The sequence below is a fragment of the Hylemonella sp. W303a genome (genome assembly GCF_046452315.1).
Classification (GTDB): domain Bacteria; phylum Pseudomonadota; class Gammaproteobacteria; order Burkholderiales; family Burkholderiaceae_C; genus Hylemonella.
In genome coordinates, this window is record NZ_JBKFDG010000002.1 from 218,700 (window position 1) to 241,927 (window position 23,228).

Below are 23,228 nucleotides of genomic sequence, written 5' to 3' on the forward strand. Positions count from 1 at the left end.
CGGACTCAGCGTGTCTCGCGCTCACGGGAGCGCTGGTTGGCGCGCGAACGTGCGTCATTGAGCGCGCCCGCGCTGGCGCCTTCTGCGTTGCCCGTGGGCGCGGGACCTTGCATCAGGGGCTGAGACGAGAAAGTGGCGGCCGGATCAGCGCCCTGCTGCAACAACTTGTCCAGAGGCAGGTAAAGCAGATTGCCTCCCTGCTTGGTTTCGACCAGCACCTTGGTGACGTTGCCGTAGATCTCCTGCATGGTCTCGAGGTAGAGACGATCGCGTGTCACTTGAGGCGCCTTCTGATACTCGGTGAGCACGGAACGGAAACGTTGCGCGTCACCTTGAGCTTGAGCGACGATACGCGCCTTGTAGGCCTGTGCCTCCTCTTTCAGACGTGAAGCCGTACCCACGGCCCGCGGAATCACGTCGTTGGCATAGGCCTCGGCTTCATTCTTGAGCCGCTCACGCTCTTGACCCGCCTTGAGCACGTCGTCGAAAGCAGCCTGCACTTGCTCAGGGGGGCGAACACCACCCTGCTGAAGGTTGATGCCAACGATCTCGATGCCGACGTTGTAGCGGTCCAAGATTTGCTGCATCAAGGCGCGCAGGCGCGGCCCGATCTGGTCACGCTCCTCGGAGAGGGCCAAATCCATCTTCATTTTGCCCACCACTTCACGCACGGCCGTCTCGGCGGCTTGCACCACCGCAGCAGACGGATCGCGGCTTTCGAACAGGTAGGCACGCGCATCATTCAGACGGTACTGAACGGCGAACTTGATTTCGACGATGTTCTCGTCCTCGGTCAGCATGGCGGATTCACGCAGACCGGTGGAACGGATCACCACATCACGCCCCACGTCAACGGAACGGATCTGGGTCACAAACACGAGTTCATGCCGCTGGATCGGATATGGCAGACGCCAATTGAAACCCGCGCCCACCGTGCTGTGGTAGCGCCCGAACTGGGTCACAACGGCTTGCTGACCTTCCTGCACAATGAAGAAGCCGGTGCCCAGCCAGATCAGCAAGGCAATGCCAGCAATCAGGCCGATACCGAATCCGGCGCTCTTGGCGTTGCCGCCTCCCGAACCACCCCGGTTGTTGCGCCCACCACCTTGACCACCTCCGAACAAGCCGGACAGCTTGCGCGTGAAATCGCGCCACAGTTCGTCCAGGTCAGGCGGTCCCTGGTTGGGACCCTGCGGACGGCCACGACCCGCACCGTGTGAGCCCTGTGCCGACTGCGGAGCATCAGATTCAGGACGCTCATTGCCAGCCCCCGTGTTGCCCGAGCCCGATGCATCCTGAGGCGAGGACTGAGACGGCGAGGATGCCTTGTCATCGCTGCGGCCCCAGCGCGGATCGTTCAGGTTGAACATGCCGCGCAGACGCGCCCACCAGTGACGGAGACGGGAGGCTCGAGGTTTTTGCGCATTCACGTCCGCCTGCGGGTTGTTCTTCAACTCGTCAGCGGGATGTGCAGGAAAATTCATTCTTTGTGCTCTCTCTTCTGGCTTTGCGCGGAACGCCTGATGGTGTACCTGGTCAAGGCGCGGCGAACCAACGCTTGCAAGGCATGCATTGTGCCGAATCCCCGCGCGCTTGCATCAATATCTGGATGGCTACTCAGGCTATTGGGCCCAATCCACGTGCCCCTGCAACGAGCTTGCCGCGTTTGCGCAACACCGTCAGATCGTCTGAACAGACTGATCCTGAACCAAGGACTCTGAGCGATGAGCCTCGGCCTGCCGCGCCAGCGAAAGCACCCTGGCGGACAACATCTGGCGCAAGGTGGTCAGTCCCTCCCCACTGCGGGCGCTCACAAAGACGCGGGGCGTCTCGAAGCCGTCGAGTTCATAACGATCCTGCAAGACCGTCGGCCTGCGATCCTCTTCCAAGGCGTCCAATTTGTTGAACACGAGAATTTGCGGGATGCCCTCCGCGCCAATCTCAGCGAGCACCCGCTGCACTTCGGCGATCTGCTCGGGAAAATTTGGGTTGGCCGCATCCACGATGTGCAGCAGCAGATCGGCATCAACGGCCTCTTGCAGGGTGGCTTGGAATGCGTCGATCAAGCCGTGCGGCAGGTCGCGGATGAAACCCACGGTGTCAGACAACGAGACGCTACGGCCGGCGGACGAATTCATCGGCGGCGGGTCGGACGCCTGATCCGCTCCCGCATCATCCGCCGCCAAATACAGCTGACGCGTGGTGGTGTCCAGGGTCGCGAACAACTGATCGGCTGCATAAGCACGCGCCTTGACCAAGGCATTGAACAAGGTGGATTTACCAGCGTTGGTATAACCAACCAGCGAGATGTTGTAGGCGTCACGCCGCTCTCGCTGACGACGCTGGGTCTGGCGCTGACGCTTGACTTTCACCAGACGCTCCTTGGTGCGCTTGATCGCGTCGGCAATCATGCGGCGGTCCAGTTCGATCTGCTTTTCGCCGGGACCGCCACGCAGGCCTTGTCCACCGGTCTGACGCTCCAAGTGGGACCATCGCCGCACCAGGCGGGTACTCAGGTGCTGCAAGCGCGCCAATTCGACCTGCAACTTGCCCTCGTGCGAGCGGGCACGCTGCGCGAAGATCTCCAAAATGAGCAGGGTTCGGTCATTGACGGGCCGCTCCAGCACGCGCTCCAAATTGCGCTGCTGGGCTGGGCTGAGGGCCTGGTCAAACAGGATTTCGCTCGCGCCGAGCTGCTGGGCCAGCAGCTTGATTTCTTCGGCCTTGCCGCTGCCCACGAACAAGGCCGCGTCCGGCGCCTTGCGTTTGCAGGTGATACGGCCGACGGGTTGCAATCCGGCGGTTTCGGCGAGTAGACCCAGCTCCTCAAGCGCGCCGTCGAAATGCGGGGCACCAAAATCAACGCCCACGAGGATGGCACCCGTGTCGGTCAAAGCGGATGCACGCACACCCGCATCGATAGAACCACGCGCGGTTGCGGAAGTAGAAGGTTCAGCCAAGCTGGGCAGGCGCCTCAGGAGGCGCTGTCACCGTTCTCGGCACCCACCGAGAAATTCACCGCGCGTCCGGGAACGATGGTGGAGATGGCATGCTTGTAAACCATCTGGGTCACGGTGTTGCGCAGGAGGACGACGTACTGGTCGAAGGATTCGATCTGCCCTTGCAGCTTGATGCCGTTGACCAGGTAGATGGAAACCGGCACATGCTCACGACGCAAGGTATTGAGAAAAGGATCTTGCAAAAGCTGGCCTTTGTTATTGCTCACGATATTCTCCGTGTTCAAGTAGTGGAGGAAGAGCCGCCACAATACCACAGCCGTCCCGTGGTGCCTACGCGTGCAACTTATTCCACAGATTGTTTTGATCCTTCTTGATCAATCCTTGTCAGCGTAAGGATTGGTAGAAGTTTTCATTTCGATGCGCAAGGGCGTTCCCGTCAAATCGAATTCCTTGCGGAACCAGCCTTCGAGGTAGCGCTTGTAGGCGTCGGAGACGTGTTCCAGGGAATTGCCGTGGACCACGATGACTGGCGGGTTCATGCCACCCTGGTGCGCATACCGCAGTTTGGGCCGGTACATCCCGCTTTTCTTGGGGGTCTGGAACTGCACAGCCTGCTGCAGCAGGCGGGTCAGCACGGGCGTGGACATCTTGCGGTTGGCGGCTTGGTGCGCCTTCAGCATGGACTTCCACAGCGGCTCAAGCCCCTGACGCTTGCGCGCAGAGATGAAGTGCAGGTTGGCGAACTTCAGGAAGGTCAGGCGGGTCTCCAGTTGGCGCTGAAGCTGTTGGCGCTGGTAGTCGTCCACCGCATCCCACTTGTTCACCGCCAACACAACGGCGCGTCCACTCTCCAGGATGTACCCTGCAATGTGCGCGTCCTGGTCCGTGACCCCCTGAGTGGCATCGAGCAGAAGAAGCACCACGTTGGCGCTCTCGATGGCCTGCAAGGTCTTGACGACAGAGAACTTCTCGACCGCCTCGAACACCCGTCCTTTGCGGCGCAGACCGGCGGTGTCGATCAGCTCGAACTTCTGGCCCTGGCGCTCGAAGGGCACGCGGATGGCATCGCGCGTGGTGCCCGGCATATCAAAGGCCACCAGCCGCTCCTCACCCAGCCATGTATTGATCAAGGTGGATTTGCCCACGTTCGGACGCCCCGCGACGGCAAACTTGACCACGCCCGGCTCGACGACGTCTTCCTCATCTTCTTCCGGTAGGTTCAGCGGCTCCAGCGCCCTGTCCACCAGGGTGCGCAAGCCCTGGCCATGGGCCGCGGAGACGGGCAGCACCTCTCCCAAGCCCAGCTCGTAAAACTCCGCCAATTGCGCACCTTCTTGCATGCCCTCGGCTTTGTTGGCCGTGAGGACGCAGGGCTTGCCCAGCTTGCGCAGGTAATTGGCGATGTCGTGGTCCTGGGCGGACAGGCCTGCTCGCGCGTCCACCACGAAAATCACCGCGTCGGCCTCCGCCACGGCCTGGCGCGTCTGATTGGCCATCTCCTTGTAGATGCCCGTTTCGGCGGTAGGCTCGAAACCACCGGTGTCGATCACGATGAATTCGCGCCGACCCTGGCGGCCGTTGCCATAGTGGCGGTCGCGGGTCAGTCCCGCAAAGTCAGCCACGATGGCGTCACGCGTCTGGGTAAGACGATTGAAAAGGGTCGATTTACCGACGTTGGGACGGCCCACGAGGGCCAGCACGGGTTTCATCTGGGGCATTGTGCTTGAACTCAGGGCTGAGGCCGTACCGTTGGCCCAAGCCGCAAGCCATGCACCACGCCATCCCGAGTCATCGCCACCAGGGTATTGCCCGCGAGCACCGGTGTCGCCGCGATACCGCGCCCCGGTCCGAACTGGCTTTCTATGCACGCGTAGCGGGCGGCCACGCCACGACCCTCGATGCGACAGGGGCCTTGCGGACGCGAAACCTCGGCGGTGTCAAACCGCGCTTGCAAGGTGCCGCCCACCCGGGAGAGAAAATGCAGCAGCCCATCGTCGTCGCCGACCACCAGGCCCTCACCGAGCACCAAGGGCGCCGTCGACGCACGGAAACGCAAGGCGCTGCTGGACCATGCAGGCTGTCCATCGGCGCGCCGCCACGCCTGCACCGTGCCATCAAACTCAACACCAAACAAAAGTGCCGAGTCAACGCCCGCGGCGTCACCGCTCAAACCCGTGGCGCCAGAAGCCTTCTGCGACCAGCGCAACACGCCGCCGCCCTGCCCCGCCCGCGCGTCAACGCAAGCCACCGACACTTGAAAGGCACGCACGCACACTTCCGTGCCTTGCCGCGCCACGCCCGCGACCAGATCGGACAGACGCTCCACGTCGTTGGTGCCGCGCGGGCTGGCCACCACCGTCTCCCAGCGTGCCGCGCCATTCGTGGGGTTCAGTCCCGCGAGGCGTCCACCAAAGCCCACGACCAAGGTGTCACCGACCGGCATCAACAAGCCGGACTGACGCAGGATGAGGGGCTCACCACTGCGCGTCTGCTGCCAAAGTCGAAAACCCGTCTGACCGTCATAGGCGCTCACGCTGCGGTCAGCGCCCAGAACGAAAACGCGGGCGCCAGCCACCAGAGGCGCTGTGTAGGACGGCGCGGACAGGCGCTGGCGCCAGATCTCCTTGCCCGCTTGGAGCGCCACGAGTTCGTTGCCCCGCGTGACGACGGCGACAGTTCGACCATCGTGACCGACACCCGCCGTCAGCATCGTGTTCAAGTCCACGCGCCACAGCGACTCCCCCGTGCGGGCATCGATCAACGCCACCCGGCCTGGATCGGTGGCCACTGCGATCACCGTGCCGCTGCCACTCACACCATCGGCGCCCGCCAGCGCGGACGGCGTGGATTGAACGATCAGGGGAAACGTCACGGAGCCGCCAAGGTCCACCCGCCAAACTTCGCGCACCGAGAAGTGTTTCGGATCAGGAGTCAGCGGTGCGGGTTCGGGGCGGGGAGGCGCGCTGGAACACGCGGCCAACGTCGCCACGAGGAAGACCACGGGAAGCACGGTTGTGAAAAGGCTGTTCGCCCAGACACCCACGCCCGCCCAGCCGCGCTCGCGGCGCAGACTCCGCGTTCGCTGCATCACCGAACCTCTGCTGGCGTGGCGGCAGCCGGCTGGATGCCGAGCGCGGCCAGCTTGGCATCCACGACCTGACGGTAGTTGCCACCAGGACCGGATTGCGATGCTTGCACTTCCAGGCCTTGCCAGGCTTTCAGGTACTCGGCCCCTGCTTCGGCTTTCTTACCTTGCGCGAGATAGATGTCACCGCGGCGGTCCGCGGCGAGTGCCGCGAACTCGGCCGGGAAATCGGTGTTGAGCTGGGCGAGCGCGGCGTCATAGGACTTCGCGTCCAGCAACAAACCCGCCAGGCGCAGGCGGGCCAAGGCACGGTAACCTTGGTCTCGCCCTTCTTCCGCGAGCCACTGGAGCGCCGCGCGGGCCGCTTCCAAACGCGCGGGCTGTGTCAGGCCAGCTTGAGCATGCAGTGCAGCGACCTGCAAGGCCGCTTGCTGGGCCTGAGCGGTGCCAGGAAACCGATCCTTCATGTCGGCCAGAGCGCGCGTGAGGCGCGCGCCATCCGGATCGGCTCCGGGGTTGGACGCGATGCGCTCCAGTTCCTCGTAGAGCGCCGTGGCCTGCGTCGCCTGGCGGTTTTGCCAAGCTTTCCACCCCCACCAGCCCGCCAGCGCGAGCAGCACGACGACCAGGACGGCCGTCAGCAGGTTGCCGTATTGCTTCCAAAAATGCTTGATCTGCGCAAGCTTCTCTTGTTCTTCGAGGTCGAAATGTGCCATGCAATAAATTCCATCAAGCCTGTGATTCTAGAAGGGCAGCCCAGTGCTCGACCCGGGCCAAGGCCTGGCGGCTTTGGGCGCCGGCGCCACCAGCTTGCAAACCCTCACGCAGCGCCTTGAGCGTCACCTCGCCCGCAGCCAATTCCTCTTCGCCAAAGACCAGTGCCCAGGCCGCGCCGCTGGCGTCGGCCTTCTTGAACTGGGACTTCATGCTGCCAGGACCATCGATCCCTCCCCCGTGCTGCACCACGCGCAGGCCGCGCGCGCGCAGAGCTTCTAGCGTGGTCATCACGGGCGCCAGCGGCGTGCCAGAAGGAACGATGGCGTAGACATCGGGCGCGGCGCCCGGCATGGGCAGATTCAGGTCTTGGGCAAGCAGGAGCAGGCGCTCAATGCCCAAGCCAAAACCCACGGCGGGAGCGGGCTTGCCGCCCAGCTGGCTGATCAGCCCGTCGTACCGGCCACCACCGCAGACCGTGCCCTGGGAACCGAGTTGATCGGTGACCCACTCGAAAACCGTGAGGTTGTAGTAGTCCATTCCGCGCACCAGGCGCGGGTTGACGCGGTATTCCAAACCCGCCGCTTCCAACGTGGCCTTGACCGCGTCAAAGTGGGAGAGCGATTCGGGCCCGAGGAAATCGAAGAGCTTGGGCGCCGCTTCGATCAGGGCCTGCATCGCCGGGTTCTTGCTGTCCAGGATGCGCAGCGGGTTGCTGTGCAGGCGGCGCTGGGCGTCTTCGTCCAGTTGCGTGGCGTGCTGCTCGAAATGGCGGATCAAGGCCTCGCGGTGCTGTCGGCGCTCCTCGGGCTGTCCGAGGCTGTTGATCTCCAGGCGCACATGCTGGCCTTCGATCAGGCCCAGCTCGCGCCACAGAGCGCGAGCGACCAGGATCATCTCGGCGTCCACGTCCGGCCCGGCGAATCCCAGCGCCTCCACGTCGAGTTGATGGAATTGGCGGTAGCGTCCTTTTTGGGGCCGCTCGTGGCGGAACATCGGCCCCAAGGTCCACAGGCGCAACGGTCCGTTGTAAAGGGCGTTGTGCTCGATCATGGCGCGCACGATGCCGGCCGTGCCTTCGGGACGCAGCGTCAGTCGGTCACCGTTCATGCTGTCGGTGAAGGAGTACATCTCCTTCTCGACGATGTCAGTTACCTCGCCCAGGCCGCGCACGAACAGGGCGGTGGGCTCGACGATGGGCGTCAGGATGTACTGGTAGCCGTAACGCGCCAGCACCTTGCGCACCGCCGCCTCGAACCACTGCCAGCGGGCGGAGTCCGGGAGTTTGTCCGTGCGCGGCACGCTGGCCGGCAGGATGTCGTTCATCCCTTTTACCGCGACAAGTTTTTCAGTCATGGGAGAGTTGGGTCATGCAGTTTCAGCCGCGCGGCCGAAACGCTTTTCGATGTAGTTTTCGACGATCTTGTGGAATTCATTGGCGATGTTGTCGCCGCGCAGGGTCAAGGCTTTCTCGCCATCGATGAACACCGGCGCAGCCGGTGACTCCCCTGTGCCGGGCAGGCTGATGCCGATGTCGGCATGCTTGCTTTCGCCTGGGCCATTGACGATGCAGCCCATCACGGCCACCTTCAGAGTCTCCACGCCCGGGTACTGCTTGCGCCAGACCGGCATCTGCATGCGCAGGAAGTCGTCAATCTGCTTGGCCAGTTCCTGGAACGTGGTGCTCGTGGTGCGTCCGCAACCAGGGCAGGCCGTCACGCTGGGCACGAACACGCGCAGTCCCAGGGATTGCAGGATTTCGGAAGCGATGACCACCTCCTGAGTGCGCGACTCACCCGGCTGCGGTGTCAAGGACACCCGGATGGTGTCGCCGATGCCTTCTTGCAGCAGCACGGACATGGCCGCCGCGGACGCCACCGTGCCCTTGGTGCCCATGCCAGCTTCGGTCAGACCCAGGTGCAGCGGGAAATCGCAACGGCGCGCCAGTTCGCGGTAGACGGAGATCAGGTCCTGCACGCCGCTGACCTTGCAGGACAACAGGACCTGCTCGGGCGCCATGCCGAGTTCAACCGCGAGTTGCGCGGATTCGATCGCGGACGTGACGAGCGCCTCGTACATCACGGCTTTGGCATCCCAGGGCTGGGCGCGCCGGCTGTTGGTGTCCATCAAACCCGCGAGCAATTCCTGGTCCAGGCTGCCCCAGTTGACGCCGATGCGCACGGGCTTGTTCCACTTCAAGGCAGCCTCGACCATCTGGCCAAACTGGCGGTCCTTCTTGTCGCCCTTGCCCACGTTCCCGGGGTTGATGCGGTATTTGCTCAACGCTTCGGCGCAGGCCGGATACTGCGTCAGCAAGGTGTGGCCGTTGTAGTGAAAGTCACCCACCAAGGGGACCAAGATGCCCATGCGGTCCAGCTGTTCGCGGATATGCGGCACGGCCTGGGCCGCCTCGGGCGTGTTGACCGTGATGCGCACCAGTTCGCTGCCAGCCTGGGCCAGCTCCTTGACTTGGATGGCGGTGCCGATCACGTCCACCGTGTCGGTGTTGGTCATGGACTGCACACGCACCGGGGCGTCGCCACCCACGGTGACCACGTTCGCTCCCCAGACCACGCGGGCTTGGCGGCTGCGACGTGCGCGCGGCGCGGCCTGCGGGATCGGCCCCGGCGTAAGTACGCCGAAGGCCTGCGGATCGGACTGGCGATCCAAGGACATCACTGCACCTCGAACTTGGCCTGACCATTTTGGACGGTCGGCGTCAGATCAAAGGGACGGCCACGCACCTGCACGTCGGTCACCTCGGGACGCCCCACCACCACGGTCAGCGGGAAGGGACCATTGACCACGCCCACCGGCTTGTTGGCTTCAAGCACTCGGTTGATGCGGATCGTCCCGCTCGCGTCCGTGACTTGGACCCAGCCCGGCTCGCGCAGGCGGAAAACGACGGCGCCTGAGCGGGCGAACTTGGGTTCATCGTCGTCCTCGGCAACCGGCGCCTGTGGGGCGGGGGCCGCGGCGGCAGGTTGCGCAGCCGCAGACGCCACGGCGGGCGCGGGTGCGCGCGCGGGCACGGTCGCCAGGTTGGTGGCCGCACCGTTCGGCGCGGTACCCCGCGCCAGGATGGACGGTGTCGCGGCCGGAGACAGGGCTGCGGGCGCAGCGGCGGCGGGTGCCGCAACGGGCGCGGGACGGCTCGCGCCGGCGGAATTGGAGAATGGCGAAGCGGCACTCGCCTGCACCGTGCCGGGAGCGTTCATCGGGGCAGTCACCAAGGGCGCAGCGGGGATGGCGGTTTGCGAAGCGGCGACGCTTGCAGCCGGCGAGCTGGCATTGGTCTCGGCCACAGCCTCTTTGGACGCGTCTTCGGCACGCTCGGTCGACTCGTTGGACGGCACCGTATTGCTGGGCGCAGGCGTCCCCGTCGAGTTCGCAGCCGTCGTGTTCTTGCTGGACGGCAAGAGGATGAGGATCAAGGCAGCCAGCAACACAACCAAGGCGGCCAGTACCGCAGGCCGGGACAGGTGCTCCCAGAACGGCGTCTTGGCGACGTCGGCGGGGGTGCGGAACGGTGCGTTCAAACCGGTTTCGTCGTTGGCCACCAGCTTAGGGGCATTCGACTTGGGAAGGCGCGCGAGGATGGGAGCCGCATCGATCTTGAGGGTGCGGCAGACACTGGAGGCCAGCGCGCGGATGAACACGGAATCCGTCAGCTCGTCGTGGCGATTGGCCTCGAGCGCCTCCAGCTTCTTGACAGAGATCTTCAGCGCCAGAGCCAGCGAAGACAGATCCACGCCGGCCGTCTCGCGCGCGTGGCGCAGCATGGCCCCCGCACTCGTGCCTACGCTGCCTTGCGTGGACGGTTGAAATGAATTTTGGAAGACCGAATCGGGACCGGAAGACGATTCATCCGGCGCCACGCCCCCCGCAGCAACGCTCACTGCTTCAGCCTGCGTCTTTTCTTGCTTGTTCTCTTCATTCATCGAACGCTCTCCGATCATAGGAATCCAATTCTTTGGAGCCTGGGTAACGCACACGCAACTGGCCACCCAGGCGATCCCGTGCCTGAGCATTTCCCAGGCGATGCTCAATCTTCGCACCCAACCACAGGGTTTCGGCATTCACCAGCGCACCGTTGCTGTTGATGCGCTGAATGTACAAGCGAGCCTCAGGCGTCGCATCACGCGCGTACAGCAGTTGCGCCAAGTTGTAGCCAATCACGGGATTTTCCGCATCCAGCGCGTGCGCCTTGAGCAGGCTCTGCTCAGCCGCCACGGGCTGCCCCGACCTGATCTGGCAAAGCCCCATGCTCAGCCAGGTCTTGCCACGCTGGGAATAAGCCGGTTGCGCCAGAGCTCGCTCAAACGACAGCGCCGCCTGGGCGAACTCGCCCTGCTGGCACTGCAGCCAACCCAGGTTGTGCAGCACATCCGGATTGTCACCGCCCAAGGACAGGGCACGTCGAAAACTGTCCTGCGCCAATCGCGGCTGGCCGAGTTGCATGTAAATCAAGCCACGCAGGTTGTAGGCGTCCACGAAGGCAGGGTCGATGACCAGGGCCTGCTTGGTTTCGTCCAGCGCCACCGTGTGTTGACCACGTTCGTAGTACCCCAAGGCCAGTTGCAGGCGCAGCCGCGCCCGATGGCGCTGCTCGGGCTCATCCGACGCGGTGACGATGTCGCCGCCATCGCTTGCGCGCTGCGCGCACCCGTGCAGGCTTGGCAAGACAAGCGCGAGCATCAGCAAGGACAGCCAAGTCCAGAACGCGCGCTGCGCGAACTGCGGATGGGCTAACAGGCGCGCCTCCAAGCCGCTCATGCCCGCGCGCTCCCGGAGGACGGCCCGGCATCCAAGGACCGCATAGGCTGGAGGGGCTGGAGCAGTTGCCGCTGGCGCGCCATGCGGGCATCGACACTGGTACGGTCCTGCACGTCACCCGCCAGTTGGCCACAGGCGGCATCAATGTCGTCACCGCGGGTCTTGCGCACCGTGGTCACGATGCCGGCATCCAGCAAGATCTTGGCGAAGGCCTGCACCCGGTCGCTGGGGGAGCGCTTCAAGCCGGACTCGGGAAAGGGGTTGAAGGGAATCAGGTTGAGCTTGCAGCCCACACCGTGCCCCAAATCGGCTGCGCGCTGGCGGAACACCTGCATGAGGGCCAGCAATTCGCGCGCGTGCTCGGGCTGGTCATTGACGCCATCGAGCATGCAGTATTCGAAGGTGATGAAGTCGCGCGGCGCGTGCACCAGGTAGCGCAGGCAAGTGTCCAGCAGCTCCTGGATCGGGTACTTGCGGTTGAGCGGGACCAAGCCGTCGCGCAGCGTGTCGTTGGGCGCGTGCAGAGAGACCGCCAGAGCGACGGGGCACTCTTCGCTGAGACGCTCGATCATCGGCACCACGCCCGAGGTGGACACGGTCAAGCGCCGACGCGAAAGACCGTAGCCATGGTCGTCCAGCATGACGCGCAAGGCCGGCACCAAGGCCGAGTAGTTCTGCAGTGGCTCACCCATCCCCATCATCACGACGTTGGTGATCACGCGATGGTCTTCGCCAGGCTGTAGCGGACGCTGCCGACGGGCGCGCAGGAAGTGCTCGGCATACCAGAGCTGGGCCACGATCTCCCCGGTGCTCAGGTTGCGGCTGAACCCCTGGTGACCGGTGGAGCAGAAACGGCAGCCCACGGCGCAACCGGCTTGGGACGAAACGCAGAGCGTGCCTCGGTCGTCCTCGGGAATGTAGACCGCCTCGACGGCATTGCCTCCGCCCACGTCAAACAGCCACTTGATCGTGCCGTCCGCGGACTCCTGCTGGGTAATGACCGGCAAGGACTCGATACGCGCCGAGGTCTTGAGCTTGGCGCGCAGCGACTTGGCCAGATCACTCATCTGATCGAAGTCGCTTGCGCCCCGCTGGTGGATCCATCGGAACAGCTGGGTCGCGCGGAAGCGTTTCTCACCGAGCCGTTCGCAAAAAACGGCCAATCCGTCGAGATCGAAGTCAAGCAGATTGGCCGTTGTCATGAGGTGAGGGCGCGCAAGGCTGGCGCGCGCGAGTTTCAGCGGCTGTAGACGTTCATGCCGGGGAAGAAGAACGCCACTTCGACTGCGGCGGTCTCGGGCGCGTCGGAGCCGTGCACGGCGTTGGCGTCGATGCTGTCGGCGAAGTCAGCGCGGATGGTGCCCTTGTCGGCCTTCTTGGGGTCGGTCGCGCCCATCAGGTCACGGTTCTTCAGGATGGCGTTCTCGCCCTCGAGCACCTGGATCATCACCGGACCGGAGATCATGAACTTCACCAGGTCGTTGAAGAAGGGGCGCGCCTTGTGCACGGCGTAGAAGGCCTCCGCGTCGGCTTGGGACAGATGGACCATCTTGGCCGCGATGATCTTCAGGCCCGCGGCTTCAAAACGGGCATAGATCTGACCGATGACATTCTTGGCAACGGCGTCGGGCTTGATGATGGAGAGGGTGCGCTGGATGGCCATGTTCGTTCTTCCTGTGATGGGGGCTTTAGGCTGTAATTGAGGTTTTATTCCTGCAGTGATGCGCCGCGTCCGCAGCAAGCGAAGCAGCCGAATCAGGCAAAGTCGCGCATTTTAACCGCTCAGCAGCGGGTTTTCACCCGGGACACGGCAAAAATCCTTGCTGAATCAACGGCCTCGGCCGTTTCCCCCACGTCCGCCGCCGGTCTTGCGGTCACCGCGTCCAGCGGCTCCCCCGCCCCCACCAAAACCGCTCCGCCCGCCCGGACGACCCGAGCCCTTGTCCTGGCGCTGCCGGATGAAACTGTCGTGACCGATGTAGCCTTGAGACGTCTTCATCGGATCAGGTTGGGCGCCCTGCCCCCCAGCGCCCCGGCCGGATTTGCCCGCCGCTTTGCCTGACTTGCCCGCGCCATTCCCCTGGCGCTGCTGCGCCCCGGCCGGGCGAGCATTCCCGTTCTTGAAGCCGCCTGCCTTGCCAGAGCCAGGGCGTCCACGGGCGGACGCGCCCCTGGGTTCCGCCGACTCCACGGAGCCGCCTGCCGCCTGCATCAAAGCCCGGATGTCGCGTTCGTCCAGCTCCATCCACGCCCCCCGCTTCAACCCGCGCGGCAAGACCATGGCGCCGTAACGGATGCGGATCAGGCGGCTGACCGCGTGCCCCACCGCTTCGAACATGCGACGCACCTCGCGGTTGCGACCTTCAGAGATCGTGACGCGGTACCAGAGGTTGGAGCCTTCGCCTCCACCTTCTTCGATGCTGCCGAACTGGGCTTTGGTGTCGTCGAGTGGCACACCGTCGAGCAGCCGCTGCTTCTCCTCGTTGCTCAGAGCACCCAGCACGCGCGCGGCGTACTCGCGCTCCAGGCCAAAGCGCGGGTGCATGAGCCGGTTGGCGAGATCGCCGGAGTTGGTGAACAGAAGCAGGCCCTCGGTGTTGAGGTCCAACCGCCCCACCGACTGCCACTTGCCCTGGGGTAGCTTGGGCAGGCGACGAAACACCGTGGGCCGGTTTTGCGGGTCATCGTGCGTGACGACCTCGCCCACCGGCTTGTGATAGGCAATCACCCGCGCAGGCGGCGGCGCGATGCGAAAACGGATCGGCTTGCCATTGACCTTGATCTGGTCACCGAACTGGATGCGTTGGCCGATGTGCGCGGGCTCGTTGTTGACGGAGATGCGCCCTTCCATGATGAGCTGCTCCATCTCCAGGCGCGATCCCATGCCGGCCTGGGCCAGCACTTTGTGCAGCTTGGGGGTTTCGGCTTGGGGTTGCAGCACACGCTTGGACGGCGCGGGCACCTCGCTTGATGCCTCGTCCGCGTCAAAGGCACCGGAGACCACGGCGGCGAAACGGTCCTCCGGCGTGGCCTCGGTAGCCTCGATAGCCTCAGTGACGGCTGGCGTGACGGTTGGGTCTCGCGGCGCGGGTTCGGGGCGAGTCGCTGGCGATGCTTGCTGACCTTGCGCCGCTTGGGGCTGCGTCGGTGGATTCAGTCCCTCGTCATTCATGCCTTCGGTATTCATCCCTGTTGTTCCTCTGTCATTGCGCTGGAGGCTGGACCCGCCGAGTCCGTGGTGGTCGAGGCGCCTTCTTCCGTCTGCGGGGTCGCCGGCGCCACAAGCGCCACGACCGTCGCGTCACCCGAAGCTGGCGCGACCTGTTCGGTGGACGCAGACTGGGGCGGGTCCGCCGAGAGTTCCGACAGCATGTCCAACACACCGTCTTGACCCTGGGGCGTTTCCATCAAAGGCAACTGGTCAATGGACGCCAGGCCGAGATCATCCAGGAATTGCCGCGTCGTCGCGTACAGCGCGGGGCGCCCCGGCGCCTCGCGGTGACCCACCACCTCGACCCAGCCACGGTCTTCGAGCTGTTTGATGATCAGCGAATTGACCGTCACGCCACGGATGTCTTCCATGTCGCCCCGGGTCACCGGCTGGCGGTAGGCGATGATGGCCAGCGTCTCCAGCGTGGCTCGGGTGTAGCGTGGTGGCTTTTCAGGATGAAGGCGATCCAGGTACTCGCGCATCTCAGGGCGGCTCTGGAAGCGCCAGCCCGAGGCCACGCAAACCAACTCCACGCCCCGCTGGGCCCACTCCTGCTGCAACTCCTCCAGCAAGGACTTGAGTGTGTCGGTGCTCAGGGTCCCCTCAAACAGCTGACCCATGTCGCGCAGCGGCATGGGCTGCTGCGCGCAAATCAAGGCGGTTTCGAGAACGCGCTTGGCCAGAGATGTATTCATGTCAAAGGGCAACCGGCACCGTCACGGTGCACGAAAAGAAGAATCAAGAAGAGATAAGGGAGGAGCGCGGCGGTACCGACCAGCAGCCGATGCATCGTCGTGGCACGGCTCTCACGCTTCCTTCGGCCCTCGGGACAAGGGCGATTTCGGTGTTTCCTGCGCGGCATTGTAGTCCAGCCCCAAGGCGGCGCAGACCCCAAGCAAGTCATTGGGGGGCGGCGCATGGAACACCAAGTCTTCGCCACTGATCGGGTGGCGCAAAGCCAAGCGCCAAGCGTGTAGCGCCTGCCGCCGCAACCCAGCCACGGGCGCTCCGCCGTAAAGGCCATCACCCAGCAGCGGATGGCCGATCGAGGCAGCGTGCACGCGGATCTGGTGGGTGCGCCCCGTGTGCAAGGTGCAGCGCAGCAGGCAAGCCCCCTGGACCAGACCCAGGTCTGGCGGCGGCGTGGCGTTGCTCAGCAACTCGAAGGTGGTCAGCGCGGTCTTGCCTGGGTGTCGCGCCAGATCGACCACCGCCATGCGCAAGCGATTGGCGGGATCACGACCGATGCCCTCCTGCGCCGTGCCCCCGACCTCGCGCAGCACAGGGCCGCTCCACACCCGATGCGCCAGCGCCAAGTACTGCCGGCTCACTTCGCGAGCCGCGATCATGCGCACCAGCGCCTCCATGGCGACGCGCGTGCGCGCCACGACCATCAAGCCGCTGGTGTCCTTGTCCAAGCGGTGCACGATGCCGGCGCGCGGCAATTGAGCCGCTGCTTCTCCATGCCCTTGGTCGCGTCCGAGCAGGCCATTCAGCAAAGTGCCGCTCCAATTGCCAGGGGCGGGGTGCACCACCAGGCCCGCTGGCTTGTGGATGACAAGCAGGTGCGCGTCCTCGTGCACGATGTCCAGGGCCATGACCTCGGGTTTGAAGGCTTGGCTTTGCGGAGTCGGGCGCAATTCGATCGTCCCCTCCTCCCCAGCGCGGACCTTGTGAGCGGACTTGCGCAACACAAGCTGATTGGACTGCGCACCCAGTGACACCGCGCCGGCCTCAATGAGTTGCTGCAGATAACTGCGCGAAAACTCGGGCACCAACTCGCTCAAAGCGCGGTCCAGCCGTTGACCGTGCAACTCCGGGGGAATGCGCCAGGGGCGGCGCTCCAATTCGGCCTCGCCAGCGTCACCGGCTTCACCGTCGTCCGCCGTCGTGCCCGCGTCCTCCTCATTGAACGCGGACATGACCTGCTCGGCTCGCGGAGAAGCGGGCCGCGCGGGGGTGACTTCTATAATCCCTGCCTTTGATTTCAACGGTTTTCCTTGATGCTGCGCGCCAAATTATCGGGTGTACTTTCTTGCCTGCTGCCACTCACGCTGGCCGCCCTGCTGTCGGCCTGCTCCAGCACGCCCGACGACCCCACGGCCAAGATGAAACCGGAGGAGATCCTCGAGCAAGCGCGCGAGGAAGTCCGCAACTTCCAATACACGCAGGCAGTGACCTTGTTCGAAAAGCTGGAGGGCCGTGCCGCTGGCACGCCGCTGGCCCAGCAAGCGCAATTGGAAAAAGCCTACGCCCAGTACAAAGATGACCAGCCCGCGCAAGCCGTGGCCACGCTGGACCGCTTCATGCGCCTGCACCCTGCGAGCCCCGCCATCGATTACGCGCTCTACCTCAAGGGACTGGTGAACTTCAACGAAGACCTCGGCTTGTTCTCCTTCATCACGCGCCAGGACTTGTCGGAGCGTGACCAACTCGCCGCCAAGGAATCCTGGACGGCTTTCAACGAGCTGGTCACGCGCTTTCCAGACTCTCGCTACAGCACGGACGCGCGAGCGCGCATGGTCTACATCGTCAACACCCTGGCACGTTACGAAGTCCACGTGGCGCGCTATTACTTCAAGCGCGGCGCCTATGTCGCCGCCATCAACCGCGCCCAGCAGGCCATCGCGGACTACCGCACCGCCCCGGCGCTGGAGGATGCGCTGCAGATTCTGGTCGACTCCTACGAGGCTTTGAACATGCCGCAATTGCGCGACGACGCACGGCGCGTGCTCGCGACGAATTTCCCGAACAGCCCCTACCTCAAGGGCATCAAGGTCGGCGCCGACGAAGGGTCCAGCGCGCCAGACAGCCCTTGGTGGAAACTCTGGTGATTCATAGGAACGCCATGCTGGCGTTCACGTCGCTGCGTGGCGCAACGCCAAGCTGAACGTTCAATCCGCGCCCGCTCGCAGTACGGAGAGCCAGGCCAGAACCTCGGCCTCCGTGCTCAGCCGCTGCATCGGCGGCAAACCCGCCAAGAGACGGCGCCCGTACCCCATCTGAGCCAGCCGCGGATCGCAGATCACCAGCAAGCCCCGGTCTGATTCACTGCGAATCAAGCGTCCAGCACCTTGCTTGAGCGCCACGGCGGCTTCGGGCAGGTGGTAGTCGTTGAAGGCACTGCGCTGCGCGCTCTCCAGCCTGCGGCTGCGGGCCTGCACAAGTGGATCTCCTGGTGGAGGGAAAGGCAGCTTGTCGATCACCACCAACTGCAGGGCATCACCAGGAATGTCCACCCCTTCCCAGAAAGACGCCGAGGCCACCAGCACGCAGCCCTGGGTGGGCGATGCGGCGCCACGCCGCAAGCGATCCAGCAGCTCGCGCTTGGGGCGCTGCCCCTGACACAGCACCTCCAGCCGGCTCACGCCGGTGACCGACGCATTTCCCAGTTCCTCAACACCGGCCGAATCCGCCAGCAGCTCGGGCAGACGATCTCCGATCTCACGCAAAGCGCGCAGGGTGGTCGTCAGCACCAGGGTGCGCCCACCCAGCACCGGGGCGAATCGCGCCACCAAGGTGGCCACTGCCTCCGCATGGCGGGTCTCGCCAGGCTTGGGAAAGGTCGCTGGCACGTACAGGGCCGCTTGGCGGGCGTAGTCAAAGGGGCTGCGCACGCGCAGCACACGCGCGTCCTGCAAGCCGCAGGGTTCGGTGAACCAGCGCAAGGTCTCGTCGTCGCCCAAGGTTGCGGAGGTGAAGATCCAGGCTTTGCGCGCGGAGCGGCGCGACGCGTCCGACTCGTGGTCTTGCCCCTGCTCTTCCTCCCCGCTCAGCGGCGGGATCAAGCGCGCGCGCACGGTGTCGGCGATGTCCAGGGGCGATTCGACCAGACGCATCTGCTGAGCGACTTCGAGCCAACGCACGGCTTCGGGCGACGCGGGCACGCTGAAAAACGCAGTGGCCGCGACCAGGTCGCGGGCGCGATCCGCCAGGCGCAGGAAATCCGGCCCCAGCTCGTCCACATGGGCCAAGGCAGCACGCGCGTCCTCGCACGCTTGCTGCAGTCCTTGCAGAGCCGCCGACCAAGCATCGGGATTGAGGCGTTCCGGGGTCGTCTCGTTCCAGGTCAAACGCAGACCCCCACTGGGCGCGCGCCCCGCGCACAAACGCAAGTCCTGCAAGGCCCGCTCGACGCCACCCGCCAATTGCTGCCAGTCGGCCAGACCGCGGGCCTGCTGAAGCCCGGTGGCGAGCAAGTCACGCGCGAACTCCAACACCTGGCTGCTGGACAGCTGGCGCCCGAGGAACTGCACGCCGGTTTCGTTGAGCTGATGCGCTTCGTCGAAGATCACGGCGTCCACCGTCGGCAGCAGTTCGGCCATGCCGGACTCGCGCACAGCCAAGTCGGCAAAGAAGAGATGGTGATTCACCACCAACAGATCCGCGGCCAGCGCTTCTCGGCGGGCGAGGTTCACGTGGCACTCCCGGTAGCGTGGGCAGTCCTGCCCCAGGCAGTTGTCACGGGTGGACGTGATGAGCGGGATCAGCGACGAACGCTCATCCAGGCCCGGCAATTCGGCCAAATCCCCGGTGCGGGTCTGCTTGCTCCATTGCTCGATGCGCGACAAGGCGTGCGCTGCAGCACCTGTGGCGGCATGCCCCGAGGTCGCGCCGTGGCGAGCTTGCTCGAGGCGATGCAAGCACAGGTAGCTGGCACGCCCCTTGAGCAAGGCGGTGCGCAGCGGCAAGCCCAGCAGCTCAAGCAGGCGAGGCAAGTCGCGTCCATGCAATTGGTCTTGCAAGGTCTTGGTGGCCGTCGACAGCAAGACGCGCTGACCGCTCATGAGCGCGGGCACCAGGTAGGCGTAGGTCTTGCCGACGCCGGTTCCCGCCTCGACCACCAGCGCCTCGCGGCGGGACAAGGCGTCGGCCACGGCGAGCGCCATTTCGGTTTGCCCCTCGCGCGAACGAAACGAGGGAAAACCGCGCGCTAGCAAGCCCCCTTCTGCGAAAGCGGAGGCGACTTCCGCGTGCAGGCCATCGGACATCGCGGCCTGCGGCGATGGCATCGGCCGATGACCTTCGGCGGCCTCAGGCAGGCTCATCGGGCGTGAGCTCGCGTTCCAGGCGGGCGATTTCGTCACGCAAGGCGAGGCGACGCTTCTTCAGGCGGCGCAAGGACAACTCGTCGTTGGTCTGCGCCACGCCAAACTGTTCGCCCATGCGGTCGATCATGGCGTCCAGATCGGCGTGTTCCATGCGCAGCTCGATCAGGCGGCGCTGCGGGGAATGAAGATTGACTTCCACCGGACCTCCGCTCACCGGACCGTCGGCTCGGTTGCGTTGCCACGGGATGGAGCGCGGTTGCGCGCACGAGCGGCCTCCTCTTGCTCGCGCGCCGCGTCCTGGCGGGCTCGCTCCGCCTGGCGCGCCTCGAGGGCCTGCTTGCGCGACTGAACTTCGGCCGCGCGCTTCGAGTCGTCGAGAGCGATCTCCTGTTTGCGCAAACGGTCGGTTTCGACGCGCCGCGCCCGGCGCGCTTCACGCAGACAAGAGTTCACGGCGAAGCGCTGGTAGCAATCCACCTGCGCCTGCTTGTACTCGGCCTCCCCCCGCTCGCGCTCATGACGAATGCGAACTCGCTCACGGGCATCAAGCTCGGCGTCGTAAGGCGCGGGCTCCGCCACCCGCCCGGGGTCCACGACCTGCGCAGGGGGCTGCGTCGGCTGAGGGCTCTGGTCTTGGGCGTTGGCCATGACCACGGGCAAGAACACCGCCCACGCCGTGACGGTCAAACGCCAGGCAGCGCGCCGATGGGCTAAAGGAGAAAAGACGGTAAACGACTTCATGGACCGGCACTGTACGCTGCTCATGTCAAACGCGTGTCCACCACCCGGCGTTCCTGCTCCAGGAACTCGCGTGACTGCATTTCGTTCAGGCGCGACACGGTGCGCGGGAACTCGTGCACCAGCGGCCCCTCGGTGTACAGCTCCTCCGGGGGCACCGCCGCTGAGAGGATGAGCTTGACCCGCCGGTCATAGAGCACGTCGATCAGCCAGGTGAATCGACGTGCCTCCGAAGCCATGCGCACCGGCATGTGCGGCACGTCGCTCAGGAACACAGTATGGAATTGCGAGGCAATTTCCAGGTAGTCGTTCTGCGAACGCGGACCACCGCAAAGCGTCTTGAAATCGAACCAGACCACGCCCCCCGCCTTGCGCCGCGCGCGGATCTGACGCGACTCGATGTGCAGCACCGGGTCTTCGTCGCGCGCCTCGGCCAGATCGTTGAAGGCCTGCTCCATCGCGGCGTCGGCTTCGGGGCCCAGCGGCTGATGGTAGAGCTGCACGTGTTCGAGCGTGCGCTGCCGGTAGTCGGTGCCGTTGTCCACGTTGATGACCTCCATCTCCCGGTTCAGCAGCGCGATGGCGGGCAGGATACGGTCGCGGTGCAAGCCGTTCGGATACAGATCGTCGGGCTTGAAGTTGGAGGTCATCACCATGCCCACGCCGTTCTGGAACAGCGCGGAGAGCAGGCGGTGCAAGATCATCGCGTCGGTGATGTCGGCGACGTGGAACTCGTCGAAGCAGATCAGCTTGTAGCGTTCGGCGATGCGCTCGGCGAGCGCGTCCAGCGGGTTGACGGTGCCCTGCAGGTCGGCGAGTTCACGATGCACCTCGCGCATGAACTCGTGGAAGTGCAGACGCGTCTTGCGACGCAGCGGCACGGCTTGGTAGAAGCAATCCATCAGGAAGCTCTTGCCGCGACCCACGCCCCCGAACATGTACACCCCCATCGGGATGTCCGGGTGGTTGATCAGCTTCTTGAAGGCGTTGGAGCGCTTGTTCTTGTAAAGGAACCATTCACCCGCGCAGCGTTCCAGCGCCTGCACGGCGCGCAGCTGGGCGGGATCGCTGCGGTAACCCCGCGTCTTCAGTTCCGACTCGTACGCCTCGAGTACCGATGCCACGTGAGAAAACCTTTACCAAGCGCCAGCGAGCCGCCTGCGGGCGGCTGCGGCATCAAACCCAGGAGGCGCGCAGCGCACGGCGGCTCTGGGCGGGAGCGACCCCCACGCCTTGGGCAGGCGCGGGGGCCTCGTCATGCCTTAGAAATTGAGCGTGCGCTTGTCCACGGCCAGGGCCGCTTCTTTGGTGGCTTCGCTCAAGGACGGGTGGGCATGGCAGATGCGCGCGATGTCCTCGCTGCTGGCCTTGAACTCCATGGCGACCACGGCTTCGGAGATCAGCTCAGACACCTGCGGACCGACCATGTGCACGCCCAGGATTTCATCGGTCTTGGCGTCGGCCAGGAACTTCACCATGCCCGTGGTGTCACCCAAGGCACGCGCGCGACCGTTGGCCAGGAAGGGGAAGGTGCCGGCCTTGTAAGCCACGCCCTCGGCCTTGAGCTGCTGCTCGGTCTTGCCGACCCAGGCGATCTCGGGGCTGGTGTAGATGACCCAGGGGATGGTGTTGAAGTTCACGTGCCCGTGCTGGCCCGCGATGCGTTCGGCCACGGCCACGCCTTCTTCTTCCGCCTTGTGCGCCAACATGGGGCCGCGCACCACGTCGCCCACGGCCCAGACGCCCGGCAGATTGGTCTTGCACAGATCATCCACCACGATGGCGCCGCGCTCGTCCAGCTTCAGGCCCACGGCCTCAGCGCCCAGGCCGATGGTGTTGGGCACGCGGCCGATGGAGATGATGAGCTTGTCCGCTTCCAGGGTCTGCGCTTCGCCCTTGGCGTTGGCATAAGCGATCGTCACGCCCTTCTTGGAGGACTTGACCTCGCCGATCTTGACGCCGAGTTCGATCTTCAGGCCCTGCTTGTCAAAGGCCTTCTTGGCTTCCTTGGCGATCTGCTCGTCCACCGCGCCCAGGAAGGTGGGCAGACCTTCCAGCACGGTCACGTCCGCGCCCAGGCGGCGCCAGACCGAGCCCATTTCCAGGCCAATCACTCCGGAGCCGATCACGGCCAGCTTCTTGGGCACGCCGCCGATGCGCAGCGCGCCGTCGTTGGAGAGGATGTTCTCCTCGTCGAAGGGCGCGCCCGGCAAGGCGCGCGCGTTGGAGCCGGTGGCCACAATGACTTGCTTGGCCACCAGGGTCTCGTTCGCCGCGCCTTTGACGGCGATTTCATAACCACCGTCAACGGCTTTGACGAACGAACCGCGACCATGGAAGAACGACACCTTGTTCTTCTTGAACAAGAAGAGGATGCCATCGTTGTTCTGTTTCACGACCGCGTCCTTGCGGGCGATCATCTTGGCCACGTCCATCTTCACACCGGTCGCCGTGATGCCGTGCTCGGCAAAGTGCTTGTTGGCGTGCTCGAAATGCTCGGACGACTGCAGCAGCGCCTTGGACGGGATGCAGCCCACGTTGGTGCAGGTGCCGCCCGGCGCAGGGCCACCCTTCTCGTTCTTCCACTCGTCGATGCAAGCGGTGTTGAAGCCCAGTTGGGCGGCACGGATGGCAGCGATGTATCCACCGGGGCCACCGCCGATAACGATAACGTCGAATTGTTTGGACATGAT

The 23,228-nt window shown here is 64.7% G+C and carries 21 protein-coding genes; 1 reads left to right on the forward strand and 20 read right to left on the reverse strand.

Translation table 11 applies throughout. The features are described 5' to 3' along the window. Positions 1-5: 5 nt before the first annotated feature. The 15 genes from hflK to ACLBKS_RS04735 form a co-directional block, all read right to left on the reverse strand. Positions 6-1,484 (reverse strand): FtsH protease activity modulator HflK, encoded by a 1,479-nt coding sequence (hflK, locus tag ACLBKS_RS04665; protein ID WP_410191634.1) that lies wholly within the window; start codon positions 1,482-1,484, stop codon positions 6-8. A 195-nt stretch (positions 1,485-1,679) separates the two neighbouring features. After that, positions 1,680-2,909 carry a GTPase HflX gene (gene hflX / locus ACLBKS_RS04670; protein ID WP_410191635.1) on the reverse strand — a complete coding sequence of 410 codons (1,230 nt, stop codon included), beginning with the start codon at positions 2,907-2,909 and terminating at the stop codon, positions 1,680-1,682. 65 nt (positions 2,910-2,974) lie between these two features. Then, positions 2,975-3,226 (reverse strand): RNA chaperone Hfq, encoded by a 252-nt coding sequence (hfq, locus tag ACLBKS_RS04675; RefSeq protein WP_410191636.1) that lies wholly within the window; start codon positions 3,224-3,226, stop codon positions 2,975-2,977. A gap of 108 nt (positions 3,227-3,334) precedes the next feature. Further along, the gene (der, locus tag ACLBKS_RS04680; protein WP_410191637.1) at positions 3,335-4,669 is read right to left on the reverse strand and encodes a ribosome biogenesis GTPase Der; all 1,335 of its coding nucleotides are present in this window, start codon (positions 4,667-4,669) and stop codon (positions 3,335-3,337) included. 20 nt (positions 4,670-4,689) lie between these two features. Beyond that, positions 4,690-6,048 carry a PQQ-binding-like beta-propeller repeat protein gene (locus ACLBKS_RS04685; protein WP_410191638.1) on the reverse strand — a complete coding sequence of 453 codons (1,359 nt, stop codon included), beginning with the start codon at positions 6,046-6,048 and terminating at the stop codon, positions 4,690-4,692. After that, positions 6,048-6,761, reverse strand: coding sequence for a YfgM family protein (locus tag ACLBKS_RS04690; RefSeq protein ID WP_410191639.1), 714 nt, complete (start codon positions 6,759-6,761; stop codon positions 6,048-6,050). Before ACLBKS_RS04690 ends, ACLBKS_RS04685 begins: the two co-directional genes overlap by 1 nt. A 13-nt stretch (positions 6,762-6,774) precedes the next feature. Then, complete coding sequence (gene hisS, locus ACLBKS_RS04695) at positions 6,775-8,115, reverse strand: histidine--tRNA ligase (RefSeq protein WP_410191640.1); 1,341 nt, start codon at positions 8,113-8,115, stop codon at positions 6,775-6,777. A gap of 12 nt (positions 8,116-8,127) precedes the next feature. After that, positions 8,128-9,435 (reverse strand): flavodoxin-dependent (E)-4-hydroxy-3-methylbut-2-enyl-diphosphate synthase, encoded by a 1,308-nt coding sequence (gene ispG, locus ACLBKS_RS04700; protein ID WP_410191641.1) that lies wholly within the window; start codon positions 9,433-9,435, stop codon positions 8,128-8,130. Next, positions 9,435-10,700 (reverse strand): helix-turn-helix domain-containing protein, encoded by a 1,266-nt coding sequence (locus ACLBKS_RS04705; protein WP_410191642.1) that lies wholly within the window; start codon positions 10,698-10,700, stop codon positions 9,435-9,437. The genes ispG and ACLBKS_RS04705 overlap by 1 nt, the downstream gene beginning before the upstream one ends. Further along, positions 10,693-11,535: a type IV pilus biogenesis/stability protein PilW gene (gene pilW, locus ACLBKS_RS04710; RefSeq protein WP_410191643.1), complete on the reverse strand. Its 843-nt coding sequence runs from the start codon at positions 11,533-11,535 to the stop codon at positions 10,693-10,695. The genes ACLBKS_RS04705 and pilW overlap by 8 nt, the downstream gene beginning before the upstream one ends. After that, positions 11,532-12,737 carry a 23S rRNA (adenine(2503)-C(2))-methyltransferase RlmN gene (rlmN, locus tag ACLBKS_RS04715; RefSeq protein ID WP_410191644.1) on the reverse strand — a complete coding sequence of 402 codons (1,206 nt, stop codon included), beginning with the start codon at positions 12,735-12,737 and terminating at the stop codon, positions 11,532-11,534. The genes pilW and rlmN overlap by 4 nt, the downstream gene beginning before the upstream one ends. 35 nt (positions 12,738-12,772) lie before the next feature. Continuing rightward, a complete protein-coding gene (gene ndk, locus ACLBKS_RS04720) occupies positions 12,773-13,198 on the reverse strand; it encodes a nucleoside-diphosphate kinase (RefSeq protein ID WP_006298357.1) in 426 nt (141 codons plus the stop codon). 165 nt (positions 13,199-13,363) lie between these two features. Continuing rightward, positions 13,364-14,722, reverse strand: a complete 1,359-nt coding sequence (locus ACLBKS_RS04725; RefSeq protein ID WP_410191645.1) for a pseudouridine synthase — start codon at positions 14,720-14,722, stop codon at positions 13,364-13,366. Then, positions 14,719-15,441 (reverse strand): SMC-Scp complex subunit ScpB, encoded by a 723-nt coding sequence (scpB, locus tag ACLBKS_RS04730; RefSeq protein ID WP_410191646.1) that lies wholly within the window; start codon positions 15,439-15,441, stop codon positions 14,719-14,721. The genes ACLBKS_RS04725 and scpB overlap by 4 nt, the downstream gene beginning before the upstream one ends. Before the next feature lie 111 nt (positions 15,442-15,552). Continuing rightward, positions 15,553-16,668 (reverse strand): RluA family pseudouridine synthase, encoded by a 1,116-nt coding sequence (locus ACLBKS_RS04735; protein WP_410191647.1) that lies wholly within the window; start codon positions 16,666-16,668, stop codon positions 15,553-15,555. A gap of 81 nt (positions 16,669-16,749) precedes the next feature. Here ACLBKS_RS04735 and ACLBKS_RS04740 point away from each other — a divergent pair, with 81 nt between their 5' ends. Continuing rightward, positions 16,750-17,580 (forward strand): outer membrane protein assembly factor BamD, encoded by an 831-nt coding sequence (locus ACLBKS_RS04740; RefSeq protein WP_410191648.1) that lies wholly within the window; start codon positions 16,750-16,752, stop codon positions 17,578-17,580. A gap of 60 nt (positions 17,581-17,640) precedes the next feature. On the opposite strand, the gene ACLBKS_RS04745 is transcribed toward ACLBKS_RS04740, so the two are convergent. From ACLBKS_RS04745 to lpdA, 5 genes are all read right to left on the reverse strand, one after another. Then, positions 17,641-19,737, reverse strand: a complete 2,097-nt coding sequence (locus ACLBKS_RS04745; protein ID WP_410191927.1) for an ATP-dependent DNA helicase — start codon at positions 19,735-19,737, stop codon at positions 17,641-17,643. Positions 19,738-19,780: 43 nt separating this feature from the next. After that, positions 19,781-19,996, reverse strand: a complete 216-nt coding sequence (locus ACLBKS_RS04750; protein WP_410191649.1) for a YdcH family protein — start codon at positions 19,994-19,996, stop codon at positions 19,781-19,783. Positions 19,997-20,007: 11 nt separating this feature from the next. Further along, positions 20,008-20,538 carry a hypothetical protein gene (locus ACLBKS_RS04755; protein WP_410191650.1) on the reverse strand — a complete coding sequence of 177 codons (531 nt, stop codon included), beginning with the start codon at positions 20,536-20,538 and terminating at the stop codon, positions 20,008-20,010. A 20-nt stretch (positions 20,539-20,558) separates the two neighbouring features. After that, positions 20,559-21,659, reverse strand: a complete 1,101-nt coding sequence (zapE, locus tag ACLBKS_RS04760) for a cell division protein ZapE (RefSeq protein ID WP_410191651.1) — start codon at positions 21,657-21,659, stop codon at positions 20,559-20,561. 138 nt (positions 21,660-21,797) lie between these two features. After that, positions 21,798-23,225 carry a dihydrolipoyl dehydrogenase gene (gene lpdA / locus ACLBKS_RS04765; RefSeq protein WP_410191652.1) on the reverse strand — a complete coding sequence of 476 codons (1,428 nt, stop codon included), beginning with the start codon at positions 23,223-23,225 and terminating at the stop codon, positions 21,798-21,800. Positions 23,226-23,228 lie beyond the last annotated feature (3 nt).

Bases quoted from the DNA above. Each gene is read 5' to 3' on its own strand.
- ACLBKS_RS04690 (WP_410191639.1), bottom strand. From the start codon at position 6,761: ATGGCACATTTCGACCTCGAAGAACAAGAGAAGCTTGCGCAGATCAAG.
- hflK (WP_410191634.1), bottom strand. From the start codon at position 1,484: ATGAATTTTCCTGCACATCCCGCTGACGAGTTGAAGAACAACCCGCAG.
- pilW (WP_410191643.1), bottom strand. From the start codon at position 11,535: ATGAGCGGCTTGGAGGCGCGCCTGTTAGCCCATCCGCAGTTCGCGCAG.
- ACLBKS_RS04740 (WP_410191648.1), top strand. From the start codon at position 16,750: ATGCTGCGCGCCAAATTATCGGGTGTACTTTCTTGCCTGCTGCCACTC.
- lpdA (WP_410191652.1), bottom strand. From the start codon at position 23,225: ATGTCCAAACAATTCGACGTTATCGTTATCGGCGGTGGCCCCGGTGGA.
- ACLBKS_RS04685 (WP_410191638.1), bottom strand. From the start codon at position 6,048: ATGCAGCGAACGCGGAGTCTGCGCCGCGAGCGCGGCTGGGCGGGCGTG.
- ndk (WP_006298357.1), bottom strand. From the start codon at position 13,198: ATGGCCATCCAGCGCACCCTCTCCATCATCAAGCCCGACGCCGTTGCC.
- ACLBKS_RS04745 (WP_410191927.1), bottom strand. From the start codon at position 19,737: ATGTCCGATGGCCTGCACGCGGAAGTCGCCTCCGCTTTCGCAGAAGGG.
- hisS (WP_410191640.1), bottom strand. From the start codon at position 8,115: ATGACTGAAAAACTTGTCGCGGTAAAAGGGATGAACGACATCCTGCCG.
- ACLBKS_RS04735 (WP_410191647.1), bottom strand. From the start codon at position 16,668: ATGTCCGCGTTCAATGAGGAGGACGCGGGCACGACGGCGGACGACGGT.
- scpB (WP_410191646.1), bottom strand. From the start codon at position 15,441: ATGAATACATCTCTGGCCAAGCGCGTTCTCGAAACCGCCTTGATTTGC.
- rlmN (WP_410191644.1), bottom strand. From the start codon at position 12,737: ATGACAACGGCCAATCTGCTTGACTTCGATCTCGACGGATTGGCCGTT.
- ispG (WP_410191641.1), bottom strand. From the start codon at position 9,435: ATGTCCTTGGATCGCCAGTCCGATCCGCAGGCCTTCGGCGTACTTACG.
- ACLBKS_RS04705 (WP_410191642.1), bottom strand. From the start codon at position 10,700: ATGAATGAAGAGAACAAGCAAGAAAAGACGCAGGCTGAAGCAGTGAGC.
- ACLBKS_RS04725 (WP_410191645.1), bottom strand. From the start codon at position 14,722: ATGAATACCGAAGGCATGAATGACGAGGGACTGAATCCACCGACGCAG.
- der (WP_410191637.1), bottom strand. From the start codon at position 4,669: ATGAAACCCGTGCTGGCCCTCGTGGGCCGTCCCAACGTCGGTAAATCG.
- ACLBKS_RS04755 (WP_410191650.1), bottom strand. From the start codon at position 20,538: ATGAAGTCGTTTACCGTCTTTTCTCCTTTAGCCCATCGGCGCGCTGCC.